Origin of the sequence: Sphingomonas sp. QA11, assembly GCF_028473665.1 — a bacterium.
Taxonomy (GTDB): Bacteria; Pseudomonadota; Alphaproteobacteria; order Sphingomonadales; family Sphingomonadaceae; genus Sphingomonas; species Sphingomonas phytovorans.
In genome coordinates this window covers 1,897,890-1,923,386 of record NZ_CP098774.1, presented here as the reverse complement: position 1 = coordinate 1,923,386, position 25,497 = coordinate 1,897,890, and the positions used below count along the sequence as shown (strand labels likewise).

General features: G+C 65.6%; 25 protein-coding genes. 11 read left to right on the top strand and 14 right to left on the bottom strand.

The window, feature by feature from the left end:
- Nucleotides 1–134 precede the first annotated feature (134 nt).
- From NDN01_RS08775 to NDN01_RS08755, 5 genes are read left to right on the top strand one after another with little or no spacing between them, the layout of a single operon-like run.
- Nucleotides 135–869, top strand: coding sequence for an N-formylglutamate amidohydrolase (locus NDN01_RS08775; RefSeq protein ID WP_443025215.1), 735 nt, complete (start codon nucleotides 135–137; stop codon nucleotides 867–869).
- A gap of 7 nt (nucleotides 870–876) precedes the next feature.
- On the top strand, nucleotides 877–2,598 hold the full coding sequence (gene ilvD, locus NDN01_RS08770) for a dihydroxy-acid dehydratase (RefSeq protein WP_272626959.1): 1,722 nt from the start codon (nucleotides 877–879) through the stop codon (nucleotides 2,596–2,598).
- A 7-nt stretch (nucleotides 2,599–2,605) separates the two neighbouring features.
- Nucleotides 2,606–2,986, top strand: coding sequence for a hypothetical protein (locus NDN01_RS08765; protein ID WP_272626958.1), 381 nt, complete (start codon nucleotides 2,606–2,608; stop codon nucleotides 2,984–2,986).
- Nucleotides 2,983–4,374, top strand: coding sequence for an NAD(P)H-hydrate dehydratase (locus NDN01_RS08760; protein WP_272626957.1), 1,392 nt, complete (start codon nucleotides 2,983–2,985; stop codon nucleotides 4,372–4,374). The genes NDN01_RS08765 and NDN01_RS08760 overlap by 4 nt, the downstream gene beginning before the upstream one ends.
- Complete coding sequence (locus NDN01_RS08755) at nucleotides 4,371–5,555, top strand: class I SAM-dependent RNA methyltransferase (RefSeq protein WP_272626956.1); 1,185 nt, start codon at nucleotides 4,371–4,373, stop codon at nucleotides 5,553–5,555. The genes NDN01_RS08760 and NDN01_RS08755 overlap by 4 nt, the downstream gene beginning before the upstream one ends.
- Nucleotides 5,556–5,573: 18 nt before the next feature.
- On the opposite strand, the gene truA is transcribed toward NDN01_RS08755, so the two are convergent.
- Entirely contained in the window at nucleotides 5,574–6,314 is a 741-nt protein-coding gene (gene truA, locus NDN01_RS08750) for a tRNA pseudouridine(38-40) synthase TruA (protein WP_272626955.1), read from the bottom strand.
- Nucleotides 6,311–7,231, bottom strand: a complete 921-nt coding sequence (gene fmt, locus NDN01_RS08745) for a methionyl-tRNA formyltransferase (RefSeq protein WP_272626954.1) — start codon at nucleotides 7,229–7,231, stop codon at nucleotides 6,311–6,313. Before fmt ends, truA begins: the two co-directional genes overlap by 4 nt.
- Nucleotides 7,232–7,285: 54 nt before the next feature.
- Between fmt and recR the strand changes: the two genes are divergently transcribed.
- Together recR and def are read left to right on the top strand one after the other, a co-directional pair.
- Nucleotides 7,286–7,882, top strand: a complete 597-nt coding sequence (gene recR, locus NDN01_RS08740; RefSeq protein ID WP_272626953.1) for a recombination mediator RecR — start codon at nucleotides 7,286–7,288, stop codon at nucleotides 7,880–7,882.
- A gap of 43 nt (nucleotides 7,883–7,925) precedes the next feature.
- Nucleotides 7,926–8,456 (top strand): peptide deformylase, encoded by a 531-nt coding sequence (gene def, locus NDN01_RS08735; protein WP_272626952.1) that lies wholly within the window; start codon nucleotides 7,926–7,928, stop codon nucleotides 8,454–8,456.
- Between the two features lie 38 nt (nucleotides 8,457–8,494).
- On the opposite strand, the gene NDN01_RS08730 is transcribed toward def, so the two are convergent.
- Nucleotides 8,495–10,159, bottom strand: coding sequence for a formate--tetrahydrofolate ligase (locus tag NDN01_RS08730; RefSeq protein ID WP_272626951.1), 1,665 nt, complete (start codon nucleotides 10,157–10,159; stop codon nucleotides 8,495–8,497).
- 98 nt (nucleotides 10,160–10,257) lie between these two features.
- Between NDN01_RS08730 and NDN01_RS08725 the strand changes: the two genes are divergently transcribed.
- Nucleotides 10,258–11,658, top strand: a complete 1,401-nt coding sequence (locus NDN01_RS08725) for a DNA recombination protein RmuC (protein ID WP_272626950.1) — start codon at nucleotides 10,258–10,260, stop codon at nucleotides 11,656–11,658.
- A gap of 15 nt (nucleotides 11,659–11,673) precedes the next feature.
- Here the strand turns inward: NDN01_RS08725 and NDN01_RS08720 are convergent, their stop codons facing one another.
- From NDN01_RS08720 to NDN01_RS08680, 9 genes are all read right to left on the bottom strand, one after another.
- Entirely contained in the window at nucleotides 11,674–15,030 is a 3,357-nt protein-coding gene (locus NDN01_RS08720; RefSeq protein WP_272626949.1) for a PAS domain-containing protein, read from the bottom strand.
- A 168-nt stretch (nucleotides 15,031–15,198) separates the two neighbouring features.
- Nucleotides 15,199–15,906: an META domain-containing protein gene (locus tag NDN01_RS08715; RefSeq protein ID WP_272626948.1), complete on the bottom strand. Its 708-nt coding sequence runs from the start codon at nucleotides 15,904–15,906 to the stop codon at nucleotides 15,199–15,201.
- A gap of 61 nt (nucleotides 15,907–15,967) precedes the next feature.
- Nucleotides 15,968–16,777 carry a TrmH family RNA methyltransferase gene (locus tag NDN01_RS08710; RefSeq protein ID WP_272626947.1) on the bottom strand — a complete coding sequence of 270 codons (810 nt, stop codon included), beginning with the start codon at nucleotides 16,775–16,777 and terminating at the stop codon, nucleotides 15,968–15,970.
- Nucleotides 16,778–16,904: 127 nt separating this feature from the next.
- Nucleotides 16,905–17,177, bottom strand: a complete 273-nt coding sequence (locus NDN01_RS08705; protein ID WP_272626946.1) for an HPr family phosphocarrier protein — start codon at nucleotides 17,175–17,177, stop codon at nucleotides 16,905–16,907.
- Nucleotides 17,177–17,584, bottom strand: coding sequence for a PTS sugar transporter subunit IIA (locus NDN01_RS08700; RefSeq protein WP_272626945.1), 408 nt, complete (start codon nucleotides 17,582–17,584; stop codon nucleotides 17,177–17,179). Before NDN01_RS08700 ends, NDN01_RS08705 begins: the two co-directional genes overlap by 1 nt.
- Nucleotides 17,581–18,549 carry an RNase adapter RapZ gene (rapZ, locus tag NDN01_RS08695; protein WP_272626944.1) on the bottom strand — a complete coding sequence of 323 codons (969 nt, stop codon included), beginning with the start codon at nucleotides 18,547–18,549 and terminating at the stop codon, nucleotides 17,581–17,583. Before rapZ ends, NDN01_RS08700 begins: the two co-directional genes overlap by 4 nt.
- On the bottom strand, nucleotides 18,546–18,968 hold the full coding sequence (locus tag NDN01_RS08690; RefSeq protein ID WP_272626943.1) for an HPr kinase/phosphorylase: 423 nt from the start codon (nucleotides 18,966–18,968) through the stop codon (nucleotides 18,546–18,548). Before NDN01_RS08690 ends, rapZ begins: the two co-directional genes overlap by 4 nt.
- On the bottom strand, nucleotides 18,965–20,533 hold the full coding sequence (locus NDN01_RS08685) for a sensor histidine kinase (RefSeq protein ID WP_272626942.1): 1,569 nt from the start codon (nucleotides 20,531–20,533) through the stop codon (nucleotides 18,965–18,967). The genes NDN01_RS08690 and NDN01_RS08685 overlap by 4 nt, the downstream gene beginning before the upstream one ends.
- Nucleotides 20,502–21,209, bottom strand: a complete 708-nt coding sequence (locus tag NDN01_RS08680) for a response regulator transcription factor (RefSeq protein WP_272626941.1) — start codon at nucleotides 21,207–21,209, stop codon at nucleotides 20,502–20,504. The genes NDN01_RS08685 and NDN01_RS08680 overlap by 32 nt, the downstream gene beginning before the upstream one ends.
- Before the next feature lie 181 nt (nucleotides 21,210–21,390).
- On the opposite strand from NDN01_RS08680, the gene NDN01_RS08675 reads away from it, so the two are divergent.
- The 3 genes from NDN01_RS08675 to NDN01_RS08665 are packed head-to-tail and all read left to right on the top strand — an operon-like array spanning nucleotide 21,391 to nucleotide 23,893.
- Complete coding sequence (locus NDN01_RS08675; protein WP_272626940.1) at nucleotides 21,391–22,998, top strand: phosphoenolpyruvate carboxykinase; 1,608 nt, start codon at nucleotides 21,391–21,393, stop codon at nucleotides 22,996–22,998.
- 41 nt (nucleotides 22,999–23,039) lie between these two features.
- Nucleotides 23,040–23,492: a hypothetical protein gene (locus NDN01_RS08670; RefSeq protein ID WP_272626939.1), complete on the top strand. Its 453-nt coding sequence runs from the start codon at nucleotides 23,040–23,042 to the stop codon at nucleotides 23,490–23,492.
- A 41-nt stretch (nucleotides 23,493–23,533) separates the two neighbouring features.
- Complete coding sequence (locus NDN01_RS08665) at nucleotides 23,534–23,893, top strand: hypothetical protein (protein ID WP_272626938.1); 360 nt, start codon at nucleotides 23,534–23,536, stop codon at nucleotides 23,891–23,893.
- 19 nt (nucleotides 23,894–23,912) lie between these two features.
- Here NDN01_RS08665 and NDN01_RS08660 read toward each other — a convergent pair whose 3' ends face one another.
- Nucleotides 23,913–24,362: an NfeD family protein gene (locus NDN01_RS08660; RefSeq protein WP_272626937.1), complete on the bottom strand. Its 450-nt coding sequence runs from the start codon at nucleotides 24,360–24,362 to the stop codon at nucleotides 23,913–23,915.
- A complete protein-coding gene (locus NDN01_RS08655; RefSeq protein ID WP_272626936.1) occupies nucleotides 24,359–25,345 on the bottom strand; it encodes an SPFH domain-containing protein in 987 nt (328 codons plus the stop codon). Before NDN01_RS08655 ends, NDN01_RS08660 begins: the two co-directional genes overlap by 4 nt.
- Nucleotides 25,346–25,497: the final 152 nt, after the last annotated feature.

Genomic DNA, 25,497 nt, shown 5'->3' with positions numbered 1-25,497 from the left:
CTTGCTGGGTACGGATCGAACGGGTCCGCCGTCCCAGACGCCGCGCCCGCTGATGATCCCCGGCCCCCCCGGGCGTCATCCCCCCATGGCGGCGGCGGACGTGAGTCCGCCGCCGTTTTGCGTGGAAGTGCGTGGTGAGCGCGCCCGTCATCCTGCCCGGCGCGCCCGGCGGTATCATGCTGATCTGCGATCACGCCTCGAACGCAGTGCCGGACGGGGTGGATCTCGGCATTCCAGCCGCGTTGCTGCACAAGCACATCGCGATCGATATCGGCGCGGCACCGCTGACCGGAGTCCTGGCGGCCCGGCTTGAGGCGCCGGCGATCCTTGCGACGGTGTCGCGCCTGGTGATCGACCTCCACCGCCAGCCCGACCACGCGTCGCTTATCCCGGTGGTAAGCGATGGCCATGCAATCCCCGGCAATGTCGCCGTTGACCGGGCGGATCGTGTCGCCCGATTCCACGCACCCTATCATCGCGCGCTGGCCAGGCTGATCCAGGCGACCAGCCCGACATTGCTTGCCTCGATCCACAGCTTCACGCCCGAACTGGAGAGTGGCGGGGCGAGCGCCCGGCCCTGGCATGCCGGCATCTTGTACAATCGCGATCGGCGGGCGGCTGACCTCGCCGTTGCGATGTTGCGGGCGTCGGGGATCGAAACTGGAGACAATGAACCCTATTCGGGCCGGGTGCTCAACGCGACGCTCAACCGTCACGGTGAGGCCAATGGCATCCCGAGTCTCGCGATCGAAATCCGCAACGATCTGATCAGCGACGAGGCTGGCGTTGCGCGCTGGGCCGACATTCTCGGGCCTATTCTGATAAAAATCAGCAATAGTCTTGCGCAAAAGGCCCCTCTGGCGACATAGGCGCGGCATGACTCATCAGTTCGACAAATCGAAGCTCCCCAGCCGCCATGTGTCGGTCGGTCCCGAGCGTGCCCCGCACCGCAGCTATTATTATGCGATGGGGATCGCCGAGGAGGACATTGCCAAGCCCTTCGTCGCGCTCGCCAGCGCGGGCAACGACAGTGCACCGTGCAACACCACGCTCGACGCGCAGGCGGATGCCGCGCGCGCCGGCGTGATCCAGGGCGGCGGCATGCCGCGACGCTTCAACACCATCACCGTCACCGACGGTATCGCGATGGGCCATCAGGGGATGAAGTCCTCGCTGGTCAGCCGCGAGGTGATCGCCGATTCGGTCGAGCTTAGCGTGCGCGGTCATTGCTACGACGCGCTGGTCGGCTTCGCTGGTTGCGACAAGTCGCTGCCTGGCATGATGATGGCGATGCTCCGCCTCAACGTGCCGAGCATCTTCGTCTATGGCGGATCGATTCTTCCGGGCCGCTATCATGATCGTGACGTCACCGTTGTCGATGTGTTCGAGGCGGTCGGCCAGCATGCCGCCGGCAATTGTCCGATCAAGGACCTGACCGAACTCGAGAAGGTCGCATGCCCGGGGCACGGGGCATGCGGCGGCCAGTATACCGCCAACACCATGGCGTGCGTCGGCGAGGCCATCGGCCTGTCGCTGCCCAATTCGAACATGGTGCCGGCGCCCTATACCACGCGCGAGCAGATCGCGGTCGCGGCCGGCGCCCAGGTAATGGAACTGATCGCCGCGAATATCCGGCCGCGCGACATCTGCACTCGGGAGGCATTCATCAACGCGGCCCGAATCGTCGCGGCGACCGGGGGGTCGACCAACGGCGCATTGCACCTGCCGGCGATGGCGAACGAAGCAGGCATCGATTTCGACCTGTTTGACGTGGCGGAGATATTCAAATCAACACCTTACATTGCCGATCTGAAGCCGGGTGGTAAGTATGTCGCCAAGGATATGTACGAGGCCGGCGGCGTCTACATGTTGATGAAGACGATGCTCGCCAATGGTCTGCTATATGGTGATTGCCTGACCGTGACCGGCAAGACGCTTGGCGAGAATATCGATCGGGTGACGTGGAATCCCGACCAGAAGGTGATCTATGACGTGAAGGCACCGATCACGCCGACTGGCGGCGTTGTCGGCCTGCGCGGTACGCTGGCGCCCAATGGCGCGATCGTGAAGGTGGCTGGCATGCACCGGCTGCAATTCACCGGACCGGCACGCGTGTTCGATTGCGAGGAGGACACCTTTGCCGCGGTCGAGGCGCGCGAGATCAACGAAGGCGAGGTGATCGTCATCCGTTACGAAGGGCCCAAGGGCGGTCCCGGCATGCGCGAGATGTTGTCCACCACCGCGGCGCTCTACGGGCTTGGCCTGGGCGAGAAGGTAGCGCTGATCACTGACGGGCGCTTTTCGGGTGCCACGCGCGGCTTCTGCATCGGGCATGTCGGGCCGGAGGCGGCTGACGGCGGGCCGATCGCGCTGGTCGAGAATGGCGATATCATCCGCATCGATGCTGAAACCGGCACGATCGATCTGGATGTGGCGGAAGATGTTCTTGCCGCGCGCCGCGCCAATTGGGTGCCGCGCGCGCATGACTATCAATCCGGTGCGCTCTGGCGCTATGCGGCCACGGTCGGCCCTGCTTATAAGGGCGCGGTCACGCACCCTGGAGCCAGTGCCGAAACCCATGTCTACGCGGATATCTAGCGCACTGGTGCTTGCCCTCGGCCTCGCCGCCTGCGGCGAGGCGAAGACCGATCACGGCACGCTTGCCAATGCCGAGGCGGCGCAGACCGCGCGTGCCGAGGAATCGGGCAATATCGTCTGCGCCAGGGCGGGATCGAATGATTTTGCGCGAGTCTGCACCGTCGATCGCGAGCAGCGCGACGAAGGCCTGGTGCTCACCCTCCGCTATCCTGACGGCGCCTTCCACCGCTTGCTGGTGACCAAGGACGGTCGCGGCGTGATCGCCGCTGACGGCGCGGAAAAGGCGGTCGTCACGATACTGGACAAGGAAAGTATCGAGGTGGCGTTGGGCGGCGACCGGTACCGGTTACCGGCGACCGTGCGCGGATCGCCGAAGCCGGCGTCATGACGTCACTTTCCGGTAAGCCGCTGCTGACGGCGGCGGAAATGCGCGCGGCCGAGGATGAAGCGATCGCGAGGGGGGCAACGGTCGAAAGCCTGATGCACCGGGCCGGTCTCGAAGTCGCGGGGATGGTCCGGCGGCTGGCCTCAGGCAATGAGGTGCTTGTCCTGTGCGGACCCGGCAACAATGGCGGGGACGGTTATGTCGCTGCGACGGCCTTGCTCGCTGCCGGACTCCCGGTACGCGTGGCTGCCTGTGCCGAACCCCGCACTGAAGCGGCGAGGCAGGCACGCGCCGGTTGGGGTGGCCCCGTCGAGGCGCTCGCGGAAACGGCACCTGCGCCGATTCTGGTCGACGCCCTGTTCGGGACTGGCCTGTCCCGGCCACTGGGCGAATCGATCGCGGGCGATCTCGCGCGCCTGCGGGAAAAGGCAAGGCTGGCGATCGCAGTTGATCTGCCAAGCGGTGTCGCGACCGATGACGGTGGTGTGCTGAACGACGTTCCCGTGTTCGATCTCACATTGGCGCTTGGAGCGGCTAAGCCTTCGCACCTGCTTTACCCGGCGGCTGGGCGTTGCGGTACCATCAGGGTCCTCGATATCGGGGTTCCGACATCGAGCGACGCGGTCGTGCTGGGAGACCCGCGCCTGCCGACGCCGGGACCGGACTCCCACAAATATACGCGCGGCATGGTCGCGGTCATTGCGGGTGAGATGCCTGGCGCTGCCGAACTAGCCGCGCTGTCGGCAATGCGGGCTGGTGCCGGCTATGTCCTTTTGCTCGGAGAGGGACTGGCGGGCCAACCCCATGCCATCGTCCGCAGGCCTTTCGCGGGGGAAGCCTTGAGCGATGCGCGCATCGGCGCGGTGGTGATCGGCGTCGGCCTGGGCCGCGGAGCGGTCGCAGGAACCCGGCTTGATCTGGCACTGGCCTCCTCGCATCCGTTGGTGATCGACGGCGATGCGCTTCATCTGCTCGACGAGCAGCGGCTTTCGCGGGTTTGCGGCCATGGGGCGCCAGTCGTGCTGACACCCCACGCTGGTGAGTTCGACGCGCTGTTCGGCAAGGGCGGCGGCGGCAAGATCGAACGCGCAAGGGCTGCGGCGAGGAAATCGGGCGCGACTGTCGTGTTCAAGGGAGCTGACACGGTCATCGCGGCGCCCGACGGAATGGTTCGGGTTGCGCAGGGGACGAGCGGCTGGCTTTCCACCGCCGGCACGGGCGATGTGCTGGCCGGTGCGATCGGTGCGATGCTGGCTGGCAGCCACGAATCGGCGATCGATGCCGCTGCGGCTGGAGTCTGGCTTCACGGCGCGGCTGCCGACAGGCTCGGTGGCAGTTTCATTGCCGACGATCTGGCCCAGGCACTTACCGCCGTCAGAGGTTTATTGTGAGCGACACGATCGTGCGCGTCGCTGCACGGGGCGACGGCATCACCGCCAATGGCCGCCACGCCGCGCTGGCGGCACCCGGCGACATGCTGACCGAGGAAGGTGCCGTGATCCCCGGTCCGCATCGTCAGGCGCCGCCATGCCGCCATTTTCCGACCTGTGGCGGCTGCCAGCTCCAGCATCTCGATGATGAGAGCTATGCGCGCTTCATCAGCGACCGGATCGCCGGCGCGCTCGAAGCGCAGGGGCTCATCGCCGACATTCGTCCGCCGGCTTTATCGGCACCCCGAACGCGCCGTCGCGCCGCGCTGCAGGCCGAGGCCAAGGGAGGGCGTATCCGCATCGGATTCAGCGAAGGATCGAGTCATGCGCTGGTCGATCTCCAGGAATGCTGGATACTCACCCCCGCGCTTTTCGGCCTGGTGGCGCCATTGCGGGCGCTGCTGGCGCGCTTCCTCAAGACCAACCGGCGCGCGCGCCTTCATCTGACCGAAGCCGATCAGGGTATCGACCTGCTGATCGAGGGGATCGAGGCCGAAGGGCTGGCGGCGGCCGAAGCGATCACTGCCTTCTGCCAGCGCCATGGCGTCGCGCGCCTCTCCATCGACAATGGCCTGGGGCCCGAGACACGGTGGGAGCCGGAGCCCGTCACCATCACGCTTGCCGGAATCCCGGTGCCGATGCCGCACAATTCCTTCCTGCAGGCAACGCGCGAGGGAGAGGCGGCGCTCGTCGCGGCCGTGCGCGAGGCAGTCGGGCAGGCGGGGACGATCGCCGATCTCTTCTCCGGCCTGGGGACCTTCGCCCTGGCACTATCCGGGCGAGTCTATGCGGGGGAAGCGGCACGTGACGCCATTCTGTCGCTCAAGGCGGCTGGCGCCCGGGCCGGGCGTATGCTTTTCGCCGATCACCGTGACCTGTTCCGCAGGCCGTTGACGACGGCTGAATGCGATCGGTTCGACGCGATCGTGCTTGATCCACCGCGGGCGGGGGCGCGCGAGCAGGTGCAGCAACTGGCGGGAGCCAGGACGCCGGTCATCGCCTATGTTTCCTGCAATCCCGGTACGTTCGCGCGGGATGCGGATATATTGTGCAAGGGCGGTTATACCCTTGAGTGGGTGCAGCCGGTGGGTCAGTTCCGCTGGTCAACGCATGTGGAACTGGCGGCGCGGTTCGTCCGCTGATGTCCCGGATGCGTGTCGCTACGGATAGTCGGCGCGCAGAAAATACAGGCCGTCCGGCGGCGCGTTGAGACCCAGCTTCGAACGGTCTCGCGCTTCAAGCGCGGCTTGGAGGTCCCCGGGCGACCATTTCCCTTGTCCGACCAATGCCAGGCAGCCGACCATCGAGCGCACCTGATGATGCAGGAACGAACGCGCGGAGGCGAATATGCTGATCCGGTCGCCGACTGCGACGACATCGAGCCGGTCGAGCGTGCGCAAGGGACTGTCGGCCTGGCAATGGGCCGAACGGAAAGTGGTGAAGTCGTGCCGGCCGACCAGTCGGGCGGCCCCCTCTGCCATCGCGTCGGCATCGAGCGGCGTCGGCACCCGCCACGCCAGCCCGGTTTCGAAGGTAAGCGGCGCGCGCCGGGTAGCGATCCGGTATTCATAATGACGCGCCAAGCAGGAGAAGCGGGCGTGCCAGTCGCCGGAGACGCTCTCGCAGGCGAGGATGGCGACCGGCGCAGGGCGCAGCCTGGCGTTGAGCGCTTCCATCAGGCGGAAGGGGCTGATCGGTCGTGCGATGTCGAGATGCGCACGCATCCCCGTGGCATGGACCCCGGCATCGGTGCGCCCGGCGGCATGGACCGCGACGGTTTCGCCGGTGATCTCGTGTGCTGCCGTCTCGATGGCTTCCTGGACGCTGGGTCCGTGCGACTGGCGTTGCCAGCCCATGAACGGTCGGCCGTCATATTCCACCGTCAGCGCGAAACGCGTCATGTCAGCCGCGTTCCTGCCGGGATGGCGAAACCCCTTAGCAGCTCGGATGCCGTCATGACGCCACGTCCGGCACGTTGCACGGTCAGCGGCAGCACCGCAGCATCGGCGCAGGCAATGGCGAGTCGATCGTCGATGACCTCGCCGGGTGAAACCTCGGGCTGGAGATTGGACTGGGGCGCTACCGAAGCGGTCAGGATACGGACCCGCTCGCCGGCATGCTCGAAATAGGCGCCCGGCACCGGGTTGAACGCGCGAATCTGCCGCTCGACGTCGACAGCGCTTCTGGAGAAATCGATCCGCGCCTCGGCCTTGTCGATCTTCGGGGCATAGGTGATGCCATCATCGGGTTGCGCCACCGGCGGATAGGTGATCACGTCGCCGAGTACCTCGACCATCAGGCGGGCGCCCATGGCGCTGAGCTCATCGGTCAGCGCCCCGGCGGTCTTGCCGTCGACGGGTGTCCGGCCCTCGAGCCGGACCGGACCGGTATCGAGGCCGGCCTCCATCTGCATGATGCCAACGCCCGTCTCGGCATCGCCCGCAAGGATCGCGCGCTGGATCGGCGCGGCGCCCCGCCAGCGCGGCAGCAGCGAGGCGTGGACGTTGAGGCATCCCATCCGGGGCGCCTCAAGCACCGGGCGCGGCAGGATGAGGCCGTACGCCGCCACCACAGCCACATCGGCTCCGAAAGCCGCGAATTCGGCCTGTGCCTCCGCATCGCGCAGCGACACCGGCGTGCGGACGGCTATGCTCAGCGCCTCGGCACGGGCCTGGACGGGAGAGGGGGTGAGGGACTTGCCACGGCCGGCGCGGCGTGGAGGCTGGCTGTACGCCGCCACGACGTCGTGGCCGGCATCCGCCAGCGCCTGAAGCACCGGCACCGAGAATTCGGGCGTTCCCATGAAGACGATCCGCATGGTCACGCTCTGGCCGCTTGGCAGAGGGCCACGCAACCCCCTATCTGTTCCGCCATGGCATCTCCCGAGATCGAAGCCCTCACTCAAGCGCTGGCCCGGCTGCCCGGTCTCGGTCCGCGCTCGGCCAGACGCGCGGTGATTCACCTGCTCAAGAAGCGAGAAACGGCGTTGGGGCCACTATTATCCGCGCTCACCGCGGTTGAGGATCGTCTCTCAACCTGTTCGATTTGCGGCAATATCGATACGATCGATCCATGCGGTATCTGCGCCGATCCGCGTCGCGATTCGCGCTCGCTCTGCGTGGTGGAGGAAGTCGCCGATCTCTGGGCGCTCGATCGCTCACGGCTGTTTCCCGGCCGTTTCCATGTCCTTGGCGGGCGGCTGTCGGCGCTGGAGGGCGTGCGCCCCGATGACCTGAGCATCGATTCGCTGATTCGCCGGATCGAGGCAGGGGGAATCGATGAGGTGGTGCTGGCGATGAATGCAACGCTCGAGGGCCAGACCACCGCGCACTACATTGCTGAGCGGATCGAGCGCTTCCCGGTGCGCGTGACACAGCTAGCCCATGGCCTGCCCGTGGGAGGCGAGCTCGACTATCTCGACGAGGGGACGCTTGCCCAGGCGCTCCGGGCAAGACGGCCGGTCGCATAGCCAGTCGCTTGACGTCGGGCCCGCGCTTTCCTAGCTCGCCTGCATGTCAGTACTAGAAATCCTCGAAGTTCCGCATCCCGGCCTTCGCGCCGTCGCCAGGCCTGTCGCGCAGATCGACGATTCAGTTCGCGCGATCGTCGCCGACATGTTCGACACCATGTATGACGCGCGGGGCATCGGCCTTGCCGCCACGCAGGTCGGCATCGAGCAGCGAATCGTCGTGATCGACCTGCAGGAGCCCGAGAGCGACGAGGAAGGCGCAAAGCCAGTCCGCAATCCTCTGGTCTATATCAACCCGGAACTGGTCTCGGTGAGCGAGGAAGTCTCGGTCTATAACGAGGGCTGCCTGTCGATCCCGGAGCAATATGCGGAGGTTGAGCGTCCGTCGGGATGCCGGGTCAAATGGCTCGACGCCGATGGCGCAGGGCATGAGGATGATTTCGACGGGTTGCTCGCGACCTGCATCCAGCACGAGATCGATCACCTGAACGGTGTTCTGTTCATCGACCACATCTCGCGCCTGAAGCGCGACATGGTGCTCAAGAAGCTGGCCAAGGCGCGCAAGGCTGCCTGAGCCATAGGCCCTTTCCCCGGAGGGGAGAGGCCCGAGGGTCAGAACAGGCCTTCGATCTCGCCACCGGCGCCGAAGCGGATCGATTCGGCCGCTGGTACCCTCGGCAGGCCGGGCATGGTCATGATCTCGCCGCAGATCGCCACCACGAAACCGGCGCCCGCCGCTAGCCGTACCTCGCGCACCGGCACGACATGGCCGGTCGGCGCGCCGAGCTTCGCCGGATCGGTCGAGAAGCTGTACTGAGTCTTGGCCATGCACACCGGCAGATGGCCGAACCCGGCATCCTCCCAGCGCCTGAGCTGCGCCCGGACGCCCGGATCGGCGATCGCCTCCTCGGCACGATAGATCCGGGTGGCGACGGTGTTGATCTTCTCGAACAGCGAGAGATCGTCGTCATAGAGCGGCGCGAATTGCGGAGTGGCATGATCGCACAGATCGGCGACCCTAGCCGCCAGCGCCTCGGCACCGGCGCCCCCATCGGCCCAGTGGGTGCACAGGATCGCTTCCGATCCGTGGTTCGCCGCGATGTCGCGGATCACCTCCAGTTCTGCCTCGGTATCGGTGCCGAACAGATTGATCGCGACGACCGCGGGCACGCCGAACTGTCGCACATTCTCGATATGGCGGGCAAGATTGACGCCACCGCGCCGCACCGCCTCGGCATCGGGCGTGGCGAGGTCGGCCTTGGCCACCCCGCCATTCATCTTCAGCGCCCGCACCGTCGCCACGATCACCGCGGCGTCGGGTTTCAGCCTCGATTGCCGGCATTTGATGTCGAAGAACTTCTCCGCGCCCAGGTCCGCGCCGAACCCCGCTTCGGTCACGACATAATCGCCAAGCCCAAGTGCGGCGCGCGTCGCGATCACCGAGTTGCAGCCATGGGCGATGTTGGCGAACGGCCCGCCATGGACAAAGGCGGGATTGCCCTCGAGCGTCTGCACCAGGTTCGGCTTGATCGCCTGGGCGAGCAGCACCGCCATGGCGCCATCCGCCTTCAGGTCGCGCGCGGTCACCGGGCGCTTGTCTCGGGTATAGGCTACGACGATCGCGCCGAGCCTTTCTTCCAGATCCTCAAGCCCGCTTGCCAGGCACAATATCGCCATCACCTCGGACGCGACGGTGATGTCGAAGCCGGATTCACGCGGAAATCCGTTGGCCGGTCCGCCCAGCGACTGTGCGATGTCCCGCAGTGCCCGATCGTTCATGTCGAGCACGCGACGCCATACGACCCGTCGCACGTCGATATCGAGCGCGTTCCCCCAATGGATATGATTGTCGATCATCGCCGCGAGCAAATTGTGCGCGCTGGTGATCGCGTGGAAATCGCCGGTGAAATGGAGGTTGATATCTTCCATCGGCCCTACCTGGGCATAGCCGCCGCCCGCCGCGCCGCCCTTGGTGCCGAAGCAGGGGCCGAGCGAGGGCTCGCGCAGGCACAACACTGTCTTGCGGCCGATGCGGTTGAGCCCGTCGGCCAGTCCCACCGAGGTGGTGGACTTGCCTTCGCCCGCCGGTGTCGGGCTGATCGCCGTGACGAGGATCAGCTTGCCGGCCTTGTCCGTAGCGGGGAGGCGGGAGAGATCGATCTTCGCCTTGAAATGCCCATAGGGCTCGACCGCCTCCGGCGGAATGGAGAGCCCGGCTGCGATCTGGGCAATGGGTTTCAGGGTGGCGGCGCGGGAGATTGCGATATCGGTCAGCATGGCGCGCAGTCGTAGCGAACGCCCGGCCAGCCGCAAGCCGCATTGCCAAAATGGCAATGGAGAGTACAAGTTCGCGCAATGTTCCAACGAGGTAAAGCATGACCGGCCTGACGATTTCCCTGGCGATGATCGCCGTTCTGCTCGTTGGACTTGCTGTGGGCTGGTGGCTGGGCGGACGCGGTGTAGTCGAGGTCAGGACCGAGCGCGACGCACGGACCGAGGAGTTCAAGCGGGCCATCGTCGACCTCGCCGGTGCCGAGGAGCGTGCGCGCGTCGCGGCACAGCTTCGCGATGAGCTCGATGCGATCCGGGAAGAGCGCGACGGCTTTCGCACCGAGAACGCAACACTTCGCGCCCATGCCGAGGCGTTCGAGGCGAGGCTCGAGGAATTCAAGAACTCGCGTGAGGCGATGACCGGTCATTTCAACGAGACCGCGAGTAAGTTGCTCAACGATGCGCAGAAGCAGTTTCTCGAACGCGCCGAGGCGCGTTTCAAGCAATCCGAAGAGACGGCCGGGCAGAACCTGAAATCCATGCTCCAGCCGGTCAGCGACCGCCTCCTGAAATATGAGGAGACCGTGAGTAAGGTCGAGAGCGAGCGCCAAGGAGCATTCGACCAGCTCAAGGGCCAGCTGGAGGGGCTTCGCGTCGGTCAGGAGAAGGTCAGCAGCGAAGCCGCGAAGCTGGTCAATTCGCTCCGCAACGCGCCCAAGTCACGCGGGCGGTGGGGTGAACAGCAGCTGAAAAATGTTTTGGAAACCTGTGGCTTGTCGGAGCATACTGATTTCCAGACCGAGGTCAGCGTGTCTGGCGGGGACGAAGGCGGGCGACTTCGCCCCGACGCGATCGTTCGCGTGCCCGGCGGTCGGGCGCTCGTCATCGATGCCAAGGTCTCGCTCAACGCCTATCAGGATGCGTTCGGGGCAGTCGACGAGGCGGAGCGGCTGGTCGGGCTTGCCGCCCACGCCGCGTCGATGCGCGCTCATGTCAACGGTCTCGGCAACAAGGCCTATTGGAGCCAGTTCGCCGATGCGCCCGACTATGTGATCATGTTCGTGCCGGGCGAGCATTTCCTGTCAGCCGCGCTCGAGCATGATCCCACGCTCTGGGACTTCGCCTTCGAGAAGCGCGTGCTGCTGGCCACGCCGACCAATCTGATCGCGATCGCGCGCACCGTCTCCGCCGTGTGGCGGCAGGAACGGCTGGCCAAGGAAGCGCGCCAGATCGGCGAGCTTGGCAAGGAACTCTACGACCGGCTCGCCAAGGCGGCGGGCGATCTGCGCAAGGTGGGTGGCGGATTGACGTCGGCCGTCAACAATTACAACACCTTCGTCAGCAGCTTCGAAAGCCGCACTTTGGTAACGGCGCGCAAGCTGCGCGACCTCAACATCGAGCCCGGCGCGCGCGAGATCGAGGGCGTGGAGCCGGTCGAGGCGCTGGCCCGTTATGGCGATACGCCGATCCTCATCGATGGTTCAGTCAGCGAGGCGGCGGAATAGGCACCGTCCGCGCGATCAACGATCGAGCATTTCCCTGACCTTGTTGCCGAGCGCGACGACCGTGAAGGGTTTCGTGATCACCTCCATGCCAGCGCCGAGCAGACCGTTTCCGACGGCTGCATTCTCCGCATAGCCAGTGATGAAGAGTACTTTCAGCCCAGGACGAGTAACGCGTGCTGCGTCGGCGACCTGGCGGCCGTTCAGTCCACCCGGCAGGCCGACATCGGTGACCAGCAGATCGATCCGTGCCGCCGACTGAACCAGCCTGAGCCCGGAAGGGCCGTCGGCTGCCTCAATCACCATATAGCCGGCATCCCGCAGGATCTCGACGGCGAGGGCCCTGACGAGCGGCTCGTCATCGATCACCAGCACGGTCTCGCCATGTCCGGGATCGGCAAGATGGGGTTCGTCGTCCTCACCCGGATTCATTTCGCCCGCGTAACGCGGGAAATAGAGGCACATCGTCGTGCCCTTGCCCGGTTCCGAATAGATCCGCACCTGCCCGCCGGACTGGCGGACAAAACCATGGATCATCGAGAGGCCGAGCCCGGTTCCCTGGCCGATCGGCTTGGTGGTGAAAAACGGATCGAACGCCTTGGCGACGACGTCGGGCGCCATGCCGGATCCGGTGTCGGTCACGCACAGCGAGAGATATTGCCCGGGGGGAAGTTCGCGTTCCCGCGCGGCGCGGTCATCAAGCCATTTGTTGGCTGTCTCGATGGTGATGCGGCCGCCGCCGGCCATGGCGTCGCGCGCATTGATCGTGAGGTTGAGTAGCGCATTCTCAAGCTGGGAGGTATCCACGCGTGTCAGCCACAGTCCGCCCGCGCCGACGACTTCGACCTCGATCCCGGGGCCGACAGTGCGGCGGATAAGGTCTTCCATGCCAGCGATCAGCCGGTTGACGTCAGTCGGCTTCGGATCGAGCGTCTGGCGGCGGGAAAAGGCGAGCAGCCGCTGTGTCAGCGATGCCGCGCGGCGGGTCGCGTCCTGCGCGCCGCCGATATAGCGATCGAGCCCTATCGTCCTGCCCTGGCCGATGCGCAGTTCCAGCAGCTCGAGATTGCCGCCAATACCGGCCAGCAGGTTGTTGAAGTCATGGGCGATACCGCCGGTAAGCTGGCCCACCGCCTCCATCTTCTGCGATTGGCGAAGCGCGTCCTGTGCCTGTTCCAGTTCCCGTTCGCGCGCCTTGTCCTCGGTCAGGTCGCGCCCGACCGCGATGAAATGGATACCGTCGGGCTCGGGCGAGACCGTCCAGCCGATCGGTTTCCAGTCACCACCGGCCGACAGGATCCGGTTCTCGAACCGTGTGGGCTGGCCGGTGCGGTTCATCTCCTCCAGCGCGGCGGCAACGGCGGGGATATTGTCGGGATGGATGATATCGGCATAGGGATTGGTCAACAGGTCGCGCTCGCGCCACCCCAGCACCTTTGTCCAGGCGGGGTTCACCGCCACCATCCTGCCCTGATAGTCGGCCCGCGCCAGCATGTCCTCGGACAGCGTCCATAGCCGGTCGCGCTCGGCCTCGGCCGCCTTCTCCTCGCTGATGTCGCGCCCGCTGCAATAGACCATGCCCTCTTCGGGAATGCCGACCCAGGATATCCAGCGATAGCTGCCATCCTTGCAGCGATAGCGGTTGGGGAAGCGGATCGCCGGCTCGCCCTGCTGAGTCAGCGTGAAGCCGCTGCGGGTGCGTTCGACATCGTCGGGATGGAGCATTTCGAAGATCGACATGCTGGCGACCTCCTGCTCGCTCCAGCCGAGCAGGGTCTTCCACGCCGGATTCGACGTCTCGAAATAGCCAAGGGGGTTGAGCGCGCCGAGCAGGTCCGGGCTGAGATGCCAGGTCTTGCCGCGCGCCTGGGTGCGTTCGATCACCTGGCGTTCGAGATCGGCGTTGAGTGTGCGCAGCGCGGCTTCGCTGCGGACTTGGTCGGTGACGTCATGGCCTTCGGCGAAGATGCCGGTGATCGCCCCGTCATTCTCCACGATTGGCTGATAGACCAGGTTCAGGAACCGCTTCTCCAGCGGGCTGCCGGGCTCTCGCTGGAGGTCGACCGGCATGCTCTGCCCAACAAAGGGCTGGCCGGTGCGATAGACCTGGTCGAGCAGATCGAAAAAGCCCTGGCCGTCGACCTCGGGAAGCGCGTCGCGGACCGGCATGCCGTTCACGTCGCGATGCCCGATCAATTGGAGATAGGCCTCGTTCATGAATTCGAAGACGTGGTCGGGGCCGTGCAAGACGCACATAAAGCCCGGTGCCCGCTGGAACAGGGCGCGGAGGCGGTCTCGTTCGCCGGTGCGGGCCTCGACTTCGGATTCGAGGCGGGCGTTGACCTCACGCAACACTTCGGCCGCGGCCTCCCGGAGTCCGGCTGCCTCGGCAAGCGCGGCCGCGCGCCGCCGCTCGCTTTCATAGGCTTCGGCACTGGCAAGGCCGGACGATATCTGGCCGGCCAGCAGATCGAGATAGCCGAGATAATCGGGATCGGCTCGCCGATGGGGGTTGAGGCCGACCACGACCGCGCCGACCGGTGCCTCCCCGCCACGGCGCTGGAGTGGCAGGATCACGGCATGATCAGGCGTTTTTTGCCAGGCGCCGCACGGGAAGGCTCCCATATCGGCCAGGGGGATCTGCGTCTGGCCGCCGCCCAGGGGCCAGGGCGCGGGCTCGTCGAGCGAGATCGACTCCGGAGCTGCGGGATGCGATCCGTCGAAACCGGTTCGCTCGACGAGCCGCGCCACGCCGTTCTCGAACAGATAGATAAGGGTGAAGGGCAGGTCGTATGGATTACTCTCCAGGCAGATACGCGTGGCTGCCGTGACCGCGGAGATGGTGTCCACGGCCGTCAGGTCCGACGCGAGCACCCTGAGAGTATCCAGCCGGCGCGCTGTGATGATTCGGTCGGTTTCCTCGACGACCGCGCACAGCAGCCCGCCAACCGCGCCGCTGTCATCGAAGATCGGGCTGTAGGAGAAGGTGTGATAGGTTTCTTCGCTGTAGCCGTTGCGTTCAAGCAGGAGCAGCAGCGCTTCGCTCCATGTCGCTTCGCCGGTCTCGTAGACCGTCCGGACCAGCGGCTCGACATCGGGCCAGATCTCCGCCCAGAGTTCGGCTGTCGGCGTCGCCAGCCCGTCGGGATGCTTTTGCCCAAGCGTCGGCCGATAGGCATCGTTGTAGAGGAAGGCGACATCCGTCCCCCATCCGATCCACATGTCGAACTTGCTGGTGAGCAGGATGCGGACCGCGACGCGCAACGCTTCTGGCCAGTATTCCACCGGACCGAGCGTCGTTCGCGACCAGTCCTTGGCGCGCATCAGCGACGCCATTTCGCCATTGCCGATGAACAGGTCCGGATTTTGTTTCACTGCAGAATCCGTCACGGGCGGCGACGTGGAGCTACGGAATGGCCTGGAAGAAATGGAATCCCGCTACGTCGATCGATCATCTGGCCCCCTCCCGGCGTTAAGCACGGAGTAACGACGCTGGGCGGCCCGGGTTCCGCGACATCGTCGGAGCCCGGGCCCATGCACTGTTCAGCGCGGGGCCGGTCCTGAACGAACCAGTACCAGGGTCCGCAATCCGGATGCGCTCAGCACCAGCTTGCCCTCACGGTTCGTGCTCGCGCTCAGGCGCTCGCCGAGCAGGCGCATGATCGCCTGTTCCTGCGCCATGGCCGGCCCCATGCAAGCCATCTTGGTCGACATCAGCGGACCGGCGGTCAGATAGCCGCGCTCGAAGCGGAACGAGCCGCCGAAGCTGTTGCAGCCGCTGTTCCCGTTGATCCGGTCGCCGGCGAACGCGATCGTCGCCGGCCGTGGCCCGCGTACCGGACGGCCTTCGATCGACTGGATTTCCCATTTGCCCTCGATCACCGTCGCCCGGGGCGGAGAGACGATCGGCTCGCCACCGCAACCGTGCACCGTCCGGCGGCCGACCGTCACCGTCACGCTATCGGGATAGTCGCGATTGCTCATGCCGTCGCTGCAGCGAGACCGGGTGATGTCGATCGTGACCCTCGGCGTAACATAGCGCAGGCCGTTGAAGCTTGGCCGGGGAACCGGCGCCTGTGCGGTGACGCGGGTACGCCCATAGTCGCCGACATAGCGGATCAGACCCTTCTCGATCGTCAGCGCCCAGCCGGGTTCGGTGCCGACCGCCTTGTACGATGTGTCGCTCGTCTGGGCGACAGCAGCGCCAGAGACCAGCAGGGCAGGGACGAAAAGGACGTGCGCGAACTTCATATCGGGTCTCCTTGGATCGCCGGATAGACAAGCCCGGCTGAACCGGTCGTTACGCAACCGTTCAGCGGGGCGAAGGTTTCGCCTGCGCCAGCACTTCATAGGCCATCACCGCAGTGGCCACCGCTGCGTTCAGGCTGTCGGCCTTGCCGAGCATCGGGATCTTCACCAGCAGGTCGCATTCGGCGGCGTACTCCGCCGGCATGCCCTGCGCCTCGTTGCCGGTCAGCAGGAAGGTTGGCGCATGATAGGTGGCAGCACGATAGTCCTGGTCGGTATCAAGGCTCAATCCGACCAGTTGTCCCGGTCCGGCGCGCAGCCACGGCAGGAATTCGGCCCAGCCGGCCTGGACGATCGGCACGGTGAACAGTGCGCCCATGCTGGCGCGCACCGCTTCGACCGAGAAGGGGTCGACGCACTCGCCGACCAGGATCAGGCCGCCGGCGCCGACGGCGTCGCCGGTGCGCAGGATGGTGCCGAGATTGCCCGGATCACGCAGCCGTTCGGCAACCAGCCAGATCGCGGCGCTGTGCCGGTCAAGCGTCTCCAGCGACGTTGCGAATTCCGCGAACACACCGACCACGGCTTGCGGATTATCCTTGCCGGAGAGTTTGGAGAGAATGTCGGGCACCGTCTCGATTGCTTCGCCGCCGGCTGTCTCGACATCGGCGATCAGCGCGCGCACGAGAGGGTGGCCCGCGCTGTCGCGGGCGAAGAACAGATATTCGGGCAGGCGCCCGCTCTCGCGGGCCTCGGTCAGGATGCGCAGACCCTCGGCGAGGAACAGGCCTTCCTCGCGCCGGTGCCTCTTCTCGCGAAGCGCACGGACACGCTTGATGAGCGGGTTGGAATAGGCGGTGATCTCGCGGGGCATCTTATCTACCCCCCTCCCGCTTGCGGGAGGGGCCGGGGATGGGCTCCCGGTTTCCTCAAACGGCACATTCGCGGTGAGCGCGCGCTCACCCCCAGCTTCTCCCGTAAACGGGAGGGGAGGAGGAAGGTCAATCCTCTCCGAATTTCGCTTCGACCAGTTCGCATAGCGCACCGACGGCCTGTTCCGCGCCGTCGCCTTCGGCGCTGATCACGATCGAATCGCCCATCGCCGCGCCCAGCATCATCAGGCCCATGATCGAAGTGCCGGTCACGCTGCCGGCGCCGTCCTTCTCCACCGCAACCTCGACCGGCTGGGTCGACGCGAGGGTGACGAACTTGGCGCTTGCCCGGGCGTGGAGCCCGCGCTTGTTGGTGATGAGGACCGTGCGGCTGACCTGCATCAGGCGGCAGCCTCGCCAAGCACTTCAGAGGCAACCGAGATATATTTGCGGCCCGCTTCGCGCGCGGCGGCGACGGCATCGACCACCTTCATCGCCTTGCGCGCCGATTCGAGCCGGATCAGCATCGGCAGGTTGATGCCGGCGATCACCTCGATACGCCCGCGCTCCATCAGCGAGATGGCGAGATTGGAGGGCGTGCCGCCGAACAGGTCGGTCAGCACGATCACGCCGCGTCCGGTATCGACGGCGGCGATCGCCTTGGCGATGTCGGCGCGGCGCGCCTCCATGTCGTCATCGGGGCCGATCGCGATCGTCGCGATCCGTTCCTGCTTGCCGACGACATGTTCCATCGCGGTCACGAATTCCTCGGCGAGGCGTCCGTGCGTCACCAGAACCAGGCCGATCATTGCCCCGACTCTTTCATAGCAGTTTCAATCACTGAAAGACCGTCCCCTTGGGCATTTTCTGCCACACCCTCGAGCGAGTCCTGCGGCGCAGCAGCGAGATCGCGGTGCGCGACCGTGGGCGAAAATCCTTCGTTGCGCAACCGTGCAGCAACACGCTCCGCCACGTGCACGGAACGGTGCCGCCCGCCGGTGCAGCCGAACGCGATGGTGACATAGGATTTCCCCTCGGCCCGATAGCGCGGCAGCAGGACCAGCAGCAGCGACTCGATCTGCTCCATCGCGGTGTCATAGGCCGGGTCCGCCGCGATATAGGCGCTGACGTCCTTGTCCAGCCCCGTTCCGGGTCGCAGGGCCTCGTCCCAATGGGGGTTGCGCAGGAAACGCATGTCGAACACGAGGTCGGCATTGCGCGGCAGGCCACGGGCATAGCCGAACGACATCACCGACAGGGTCGGTTCGCCAAGGCCCTCGCCAGAGAAGGTCGAGCGAACCTGCTGCGCCAGTTCGTTGCCGGTGAGGTTGGTCGTATCGATCAGCCGGTTCGCCCAGCGGCGCAGCGGAGCGAGCAGTTCGCGTTCGCGGGCAATGCCGTCCGAGGCGGGGCGATCGAGCGCCAGCGGATGGCGCCGGCGCGTTTCCGAATAGCGGCGCTCGAGCTCGCCGCCGGAGCAGTCGAGGAACAGGATGCCGATATCATGGCCATGTTCCTCGCGAAGCTTCTTGATTCGTTTCACGATTCGGTCGGGATCGAAGTCGCGGGTCCGGGCACCGATGCCGAGCGCGAGCGGCTGCGACGAGCGTTCGGCACCTTCCGGCAGCGGCGCGCCCAGCAGCCGGTCGAGCAGGAGCAGCGGCAGATTGTCCACCACTTCCCAGCCGAGATCCTCGAGCGTCCGCAATACGGTCGACTTGCCCGCGCCGGACATGCCGGTGACGAGCAATATATCCTTGGGGTCGCGCTTCATGGCGCGCGCTCTAGCAGGCGACCGAGGGCAAGTTCCACCTTGATCGGTGCCGATGCCTCGCGCGGGTCGATAACGATCACGGGAATGGCGATTCCTTCGATCTCGCGCGACTCGGCCTCCGGCATGCGCTCCACCTCGGTGGAAAGCCGTGCCAATAATGTGACCGGGGCGCGCTCAATATGGGTAACGGAGATGATTCCGATCCCACGGACTTCGAGCCTGCCCGCAATAGTGGCGGGCGCGCTTGCCGTAAGAACGCCATCGTCGGGCGTCAGCACGGTATAATCGTCGCTTACCAGCACCCCGCCGCGATCGATCAGCCGCAACGCCAGGTCGGATTTGCCCGCCCCGGAGGGCCCTTCGATCAACACGGCACGGCCGCCGATCGCCACGGTGGAGGCGTGGATCGTCTCGCTCATCGCCGGTCCGATATAGGAAGGCGGACGACGAATCGCGCCCCGCTGAGCCGATCCTCGCGCGATTCGACGGCGATGATGCCCTGATGGCCCTCGACGATGGTCCGCGCGATGGCGAGCCCGAGCCCGCTATGCTTGCCGAATTCCTCGCCGTCTGGCCGTAGCGACTGGAAGCGGCTGAACACCTGTTCGCGGGCTTCCTCGGGCACGCCGGGGCCTTCGTCCTCTACGCGCACGACCAGTTCATCGTCGTCGCGGCCTGCCGAGACCACGATCAGGCCGCCATCAGGGGAGAAGGAAACCGCGTTCTCGATCAGATTCTCGAACACGCGTTCAAGCCGCGCGCCTTCGCCCATCGCGACCAGCGCCTCGCCGGGGCGATGGTCGAAACGGATCTGGATGTCCCGCTCGACGCCGCGTTCGGCTCGCTGATCGAGCAGGGCGCCGATCATCGCACCGACATCGACATCCTCGAACTTGGCGCGGCTGAGCTGCGCGTCGAGGCGCGATGCCTCGGAGATGTCGGTGATCAGCCGGTCGAGGCGGTGCACGTCGTCGCGCACGATCGCCAGCAGCCTTTCCTGCAACTCGGGGTCCTTGACTGAACTGAGGCCTTCGACCGCTGACCGCAGCGAGGCGAGCGGATTCTTCATCTCGTGGGTGACATCGGCGGCAAAGGCTTCGGTCGCGTCGATCCGGGCCCGCAGCGCCAGGCTCATGTCCGACAACGCGCGGGCGAGCATGCCCAGTTCGTCGCGGCGGGAGGGCAGGCGGGGCACCACCACCTCGCGGGCACGACCGAGCCGCACGCGGACGGCGGCGCGGGCAAGCCGTCGCAAAGGACGCACGATGGTCCGTGCGAGAAACAGGGAGAGCAGGATCGAGACGACCGATACGATCGCCAGCACCACCCCCAGGCGGAAGCGTTCGACCCGCACTGTCTGGGTGATGTCGCGGGCGTTGACGGTGGTCATCACCACACCGCCCGTCGGCAATGCCGCGGCGGCGGTGATGACGGGCGTGCGATCGGGCGCGCGCCACACCGTGGCGGGGGCGCTTTCGGTGCTGCGCGCCGTGTGGACATCTGGCCATTCCAGGCCCTCCGCACGTTCCCGATACAAGGGCGCGCGGGGCGCGCCGACCACGGTGTCGATCACTGCGTCGAGGAATCGCGCGGTATCCTGCTGCCAGTTTTCCTTGTCGGGATCGCGCAGGATGAAATTGCGCAGCCCCAGGGCGCGCGTGTCGGTGATCAGCGTGCCCTTGGCGTCGTACAGCCGGATTCGGGCACCGGTATCGCGCGCGAGCCGGAGCGCGAGGAGATTGTGGCGCTCCGGCGTGACCGAACCCATCGCCTCGGCGATCAGGCGCGCCTCGCGGCTCGCCTGGGCGACGCGGCTGTCGACCAGCCGGCTGCGATAGCTGTCGAGGTAGAAGAAACCGCCCGCCAGCATCGCCAGCGCGATGATGTTGACCGCGAGGATGCGCGGCGTAAGCGATACCTGCCCGGACCAGCGAAGCGTCAGCTCGCGGTCGTCATTCCTCGGAGAATCGGTAACCCGCGCCATATAGGGTCTCTATGGCATCGAACTCGGGGTCGATCTGCCTGAACTTGCGGCGCACGCGTTTGATGTGGCTGTCGATCGTGCGATCGTCGACATAGATGTCGTCATGATAGGCCGCATCCATGAGCTGGTTGCGGGTCTTCACGATGCCCGGTCGCTGGGCGAGAGTCTCCAGGATCAGGAATTCGGTGACGGTCAGCGTCACGCCGGCACCGTTCCAGGTGACCCGATGGCGGGCGGTATCCATCGCCAGTCGCCCGCGGACCAACGTCCCGCCGGGGGTTTCCTCCTCGCCCGCCGTGCCGGCGACGGCCAGTTCGGAGCGGCGCAGGATCGCGCGGATCCGCGCGATCAGCAGCCGGTGGGAGAAGGGCTTGGAAATATAATCGTCCGCCCCCATCGCCAGGCCGAGCGCCTCGTCGAGCTCGTCGTCCTTCGATGTGAGGAAGATCACCGGGGTGGTGCTCTTCTCGCGCAACCGGCGCAGCAGCTCGAGCCCGTCCATGCGCGGCATCTTGATGTCGAAGATCGCGAGATCCGGCGGATTCTCGATCAGCGCCTTCAGCGCCGTCTCGCCGTCCGAATAGACCCGCGTGACGAATCCCTCGGCCTGGAGGGCGATCGAAACGGAGGTGAGGATATTGCGGTCGTCGTCGACGAGCGCGATCGAAGCCGTCATCGGCGGTGCAACCCTTGTGCTGTTACGCGTGAGGTAGTCCAAACCGGCGCAGCGCTCAACTCAATGCGGCATTCGATTGTCTCGACTGGACATTTGCCCGTCCGTGGCGATATGCGCGACTCACATTCCGGCATTTAACTGCGGCATCGACCGCGCGCCCAATTTCAGGAGAGCAAGGACCGTGAGCGATCGTATTCCCGACGCAGGCCTCGAAGCGCAAGGCATTGAGACACGCGCCACCCTGCACTGGAATCTGGTTACAGCCAAGCTGATCGAGGCGGCCGTCGCGCGCGGCGAAGGCAAGCTTTCAGCGGACGGGCCATTGGTCGTCGAGACCGGCCAGCACACCGGCCGTTCGGCGCAGGACAAGTTCATCGTCCGCGACGCCGAGACCGAGAACACCGTCTGGTGGGGCAAGAGCAACAAGGCAATGACGCCGGAACATTTTGCCGCGCTCAAGACGGATTTCCTGGCCGCGCTGAAGGATAAGGAAGACCTGTTCATCCAGGACCTGTTCGGTGGTTCGCAGCCCGAGCATCGCGTCCGAGTGCGGGTCGTGACTGAACTCGCCTGGCACAACAGCTTCATCCGGACGATGCTGGTACGCCCGGAAGAGAGCGAACTGCGCGGCTTCGAGGCCGAGTACACGATCATCGACCTGCCGAGCTTCCGCGCCAATCCGGAACGGCATGGCTGCCGCAGCGAGACGGTGATCGCGGTCAACTTCACCGACAAGCTGATCCTGATCGGCGGCACCCGCTATGCCGGCGAGATGAAGAAGTCGGTGTTCAGCCTGCTCAACTATCTCCTGCCGCCGACCGGCGTGATGCCGATGCATTGCTCGGCCAATATCGGCACGAACGGCGACACGGCCGTGTTCTTCGGGCTTTCGGGCACCGGCAAGACGACACTGTCGGCCGATGCCAGCCGCACGCTGATCGGCGACGACGAGCATGGCTGGTCCGATACGGCGGTCTTCAATTTCGAGGGCGGCTGCTACGCCAAGATGATCCGTCTGTCGGCCGATGCCGAGCCCGAGATCTTCGCGACCACCAAGCGTTTCGGCACGGTGCTCGAGAATGTCGTGATGGATCAGGTCACGCGCCAGCTCGACCTCGACGACGCGAGCCTCGCCGAGAACAGCCGTGGCGCCTATCCGATCGACTTCATCCCCAATGCCTCGGAAGAGAATATGGGGCCGGTGCCGCGCAACATCGTGATGCTGACCGCCGATGCCTATGGCATCCTGCCGCCGATCTCGAAGCTGACCCCCGACCAGGCGATGTATCACTTCCTTTCCGGCTATACCGCGCGCGTCGCCGGTACCGAGATCGGCGTGACCGAGCCGGACGCGACCTTCTCGACCTGCTTCGGTGCGCCGTTCATGGCGCGGCATCCGTCGGTCTATGGCAATCTGCTCAAGGAGCGGATCGCCAAGGGCGGCGTGGATTGCTGGCTGGTCAACACCGGCTGGACCGGCGGCAAATACGGCATCGGTCGCCGCATGCCGATCAAGGCGACCCGCGCGCTGCTCAACGCCGCTCTGGACGGCAGCCTGAATAATGCCGAGTTCCGCACCGATCCGAATTTCGGCTTCAAGGTACCGGTGAGCGTGCCGGGAGTCGACAGCGCGATCCTCGATCCGCGTGAGACCTGGTCGAACAAAGCCGACTATGACGCGACGGCCGCCAGGCTGGTCGATCTGTTCGTCGAGAATTTCGCGCAATTCGCTGACGATGTGGACGAGGGCGTTCGACAAGCCGCCCCCAGGACCGCCGAAACCGCCTGATCTGCCCGGTCATCGATCGGGCCAATGAAAGAGCCCGATCGATGACCGACCTTCCCTATCGCCCCTTTGCCGACGACGCCGCGATCCACCGGATCGGGGAAGGGCTGCTTGCATGTACCTTGCCGCGGGCAGACTGGACTCACGAAGGGCATCTTGCCGCGACGCTCTGGTTGATCCGCGACCGGCCCGATGTGGCTGTCGATGCGGAGATCGCGGGGATCATCTCCCGCTACAATGAAAGCGTCGGCGGGGTGAACGACGACATGAACGGCTATCACGACACGATCACGCACGTATTCGTCACCGGGATCCGCTGTCACCTCATGGTGCGGGACACAAGCGAAACCCTGGTCGAATCCGTCAACGCGCTGCTGGCGAGCCCGATTGGCAGGCGCGACTGGCCGCTTCGCTTCTACAGCAGGGACCGTCTGTTTTCAGTGGCGGCCCGGCGCAAATTCCTGCCGCCCGACCTCGCGCCGCTTCCAACCCTGTGATAGATCGAATCCTCTTCAACACGGTCTGAGGAACACACATCATGGGAATGCTCGACGGACTGCTCGGACAGGTGACCCAGAATGTCGATATCACGAACCTCGCGGCCAAGGTGGGTCTGAGCCCCGAACAGGTCGAAAGCGCCGTGGTCGCGCTCGGTCAGGCGCACGCCGCTCCCACTGACACGGTCGATACCGCAGCTTCCTCGACCGGCCTGCCGACGGATGTTCTCCAGCAGATCGTCGGCCATATCGGGGGTGAAGGCGCGCTTGGTCAGTTCGCGGGCCTGCTGCAGGGGTCGGGTATGCTCGGCAAGGTCGGTGGCATGCTCGACCAGGACGGCGACGGTAATCCGATGAATGAGATCGCCGGTTTCGCCAAGGGACTGTTCGGCAAGAGTTGAGTCTGGGAAGAGCCAGTCGTCAGGCCGGTTCGACCAGCAGCACGCTCCCCGAGGCCCCGATGATCCGGACGACCGTGCCAGCCGCGACGTCCGGGCCACGGGCTTTCCACGCGCCGTCGCCAACCTTCACCCGGCCTTCGCCGGCGGTGATCGCGTCGCAGACCTCCGCCGTCGTTCCGATCAGGCGCGAGGTGCGGTCGTTGAGTTGCGGATCCTCGGTCGGGACTTCGCTCTGGTGATACCAGCGTCGGCCGAGGCCGACCGCGACGGCAGTGAAAATCGCGAACAGTAGAGCCTGAACCAGCACGGGGAGGCCTGGCAACGCGAGAAGTACAAAGCCAGTCGAGGCGGCGCCTGCCGCAAGGAAGACCATGAAGAAACCGGGCGCGATCAGTTCGGCGATCGCCAGCGCGAGCGCCGCGGCGAGCCAGAGCGCGCCATGGCTCCACATGAAGCCGAGAAAGCTCATGGCTGACCTCCCTCGAACGGACCGCGCGGGCGAACCGGCGGGCGCGGCGGTGCCGGTGGCACCGGTGGCGAACGGTCGCTGCCCAACGCATCGCGCGCCAGTTCGCCGATGCCGCCGAGAGTGCCGATCAACTGGGTCGCCTCGACCGGGAAGAGGATCGTCTTCGCGTTGGGCGAGGTGGCGAACTTGCCTACCGCCTCGACATATTTCTGCGCGATGAAATAGTTGAGCGACTGGCTGCTGCCTGCCTCGATCGCATCCGACACCATCTTGGTCGCGGTCGCCTCCGCCTGGGCTGAGCGCTCGCGCGCCTCGGCATCGCGAAACGCGGCTTCCTTGCGGCCTTCCGCCTCGAGGATCTGCGCCTGTTTCAGGCCCTCGGCGCGGTTGATCTCGTTCTGCCGCGCGGCCTCGGATTCCAGGATGGTCGCGCGTTTCTCGCGCTCGGCCTTCATCTGGCGCGTCATGGCGTTGACGATGTCGGCCGGCGGACGAATGTCCTTCAGCTCGACGCGGGTGATCTTTACGCCCCAGGCCTCGGTGGCCTGATCGACCACTTGGAGCAGCCGGGTGTTGATCTCGTCGCGCTTCGACAGTGTCTCGTCGAGGTCCATCGAGCCCATCACCGTGCGCAGGTTGGTGGTCGAAAGCTGCATGATCGCGAGATAGAGGTCGCTGACTTCATAGGCTGCCTTGGCCGCGTCCAGCACCTGGAAGAACACCACGCCGTCGACCGCGACCATCGCGTTGTCCTTGGTGATGATCTCCTGGCCCGGAATATCGAGCACCTGCTCCATCATGTTCACGCGCCGGCCGACGCGATAGAAGAAGGCAGGATAGAAATTGAGGCCGGGCCGCGCGACCGTGGTGAAGCGGCCGAAATGCTCGATCGTGTACTGATAGCCCTGGCGGACCACCTTGATGCTGGTCATGAAATAGAAAATGACGACGACCAGAACCAGGCCGGCAAGCGTGAGAGTCATGGTGCGAACCCCCGAATATGGCCGCGAGGGGCGCGGCCGACGCTTTGCAGATTAGCAGATTGGCGGGGCCGTTATAGCGAAATGCGACACCATCCGAGCGCACCCTAGCGTCGCGAGGGGCCTTTGTTTACATGGACCGCCACGACTCGCCC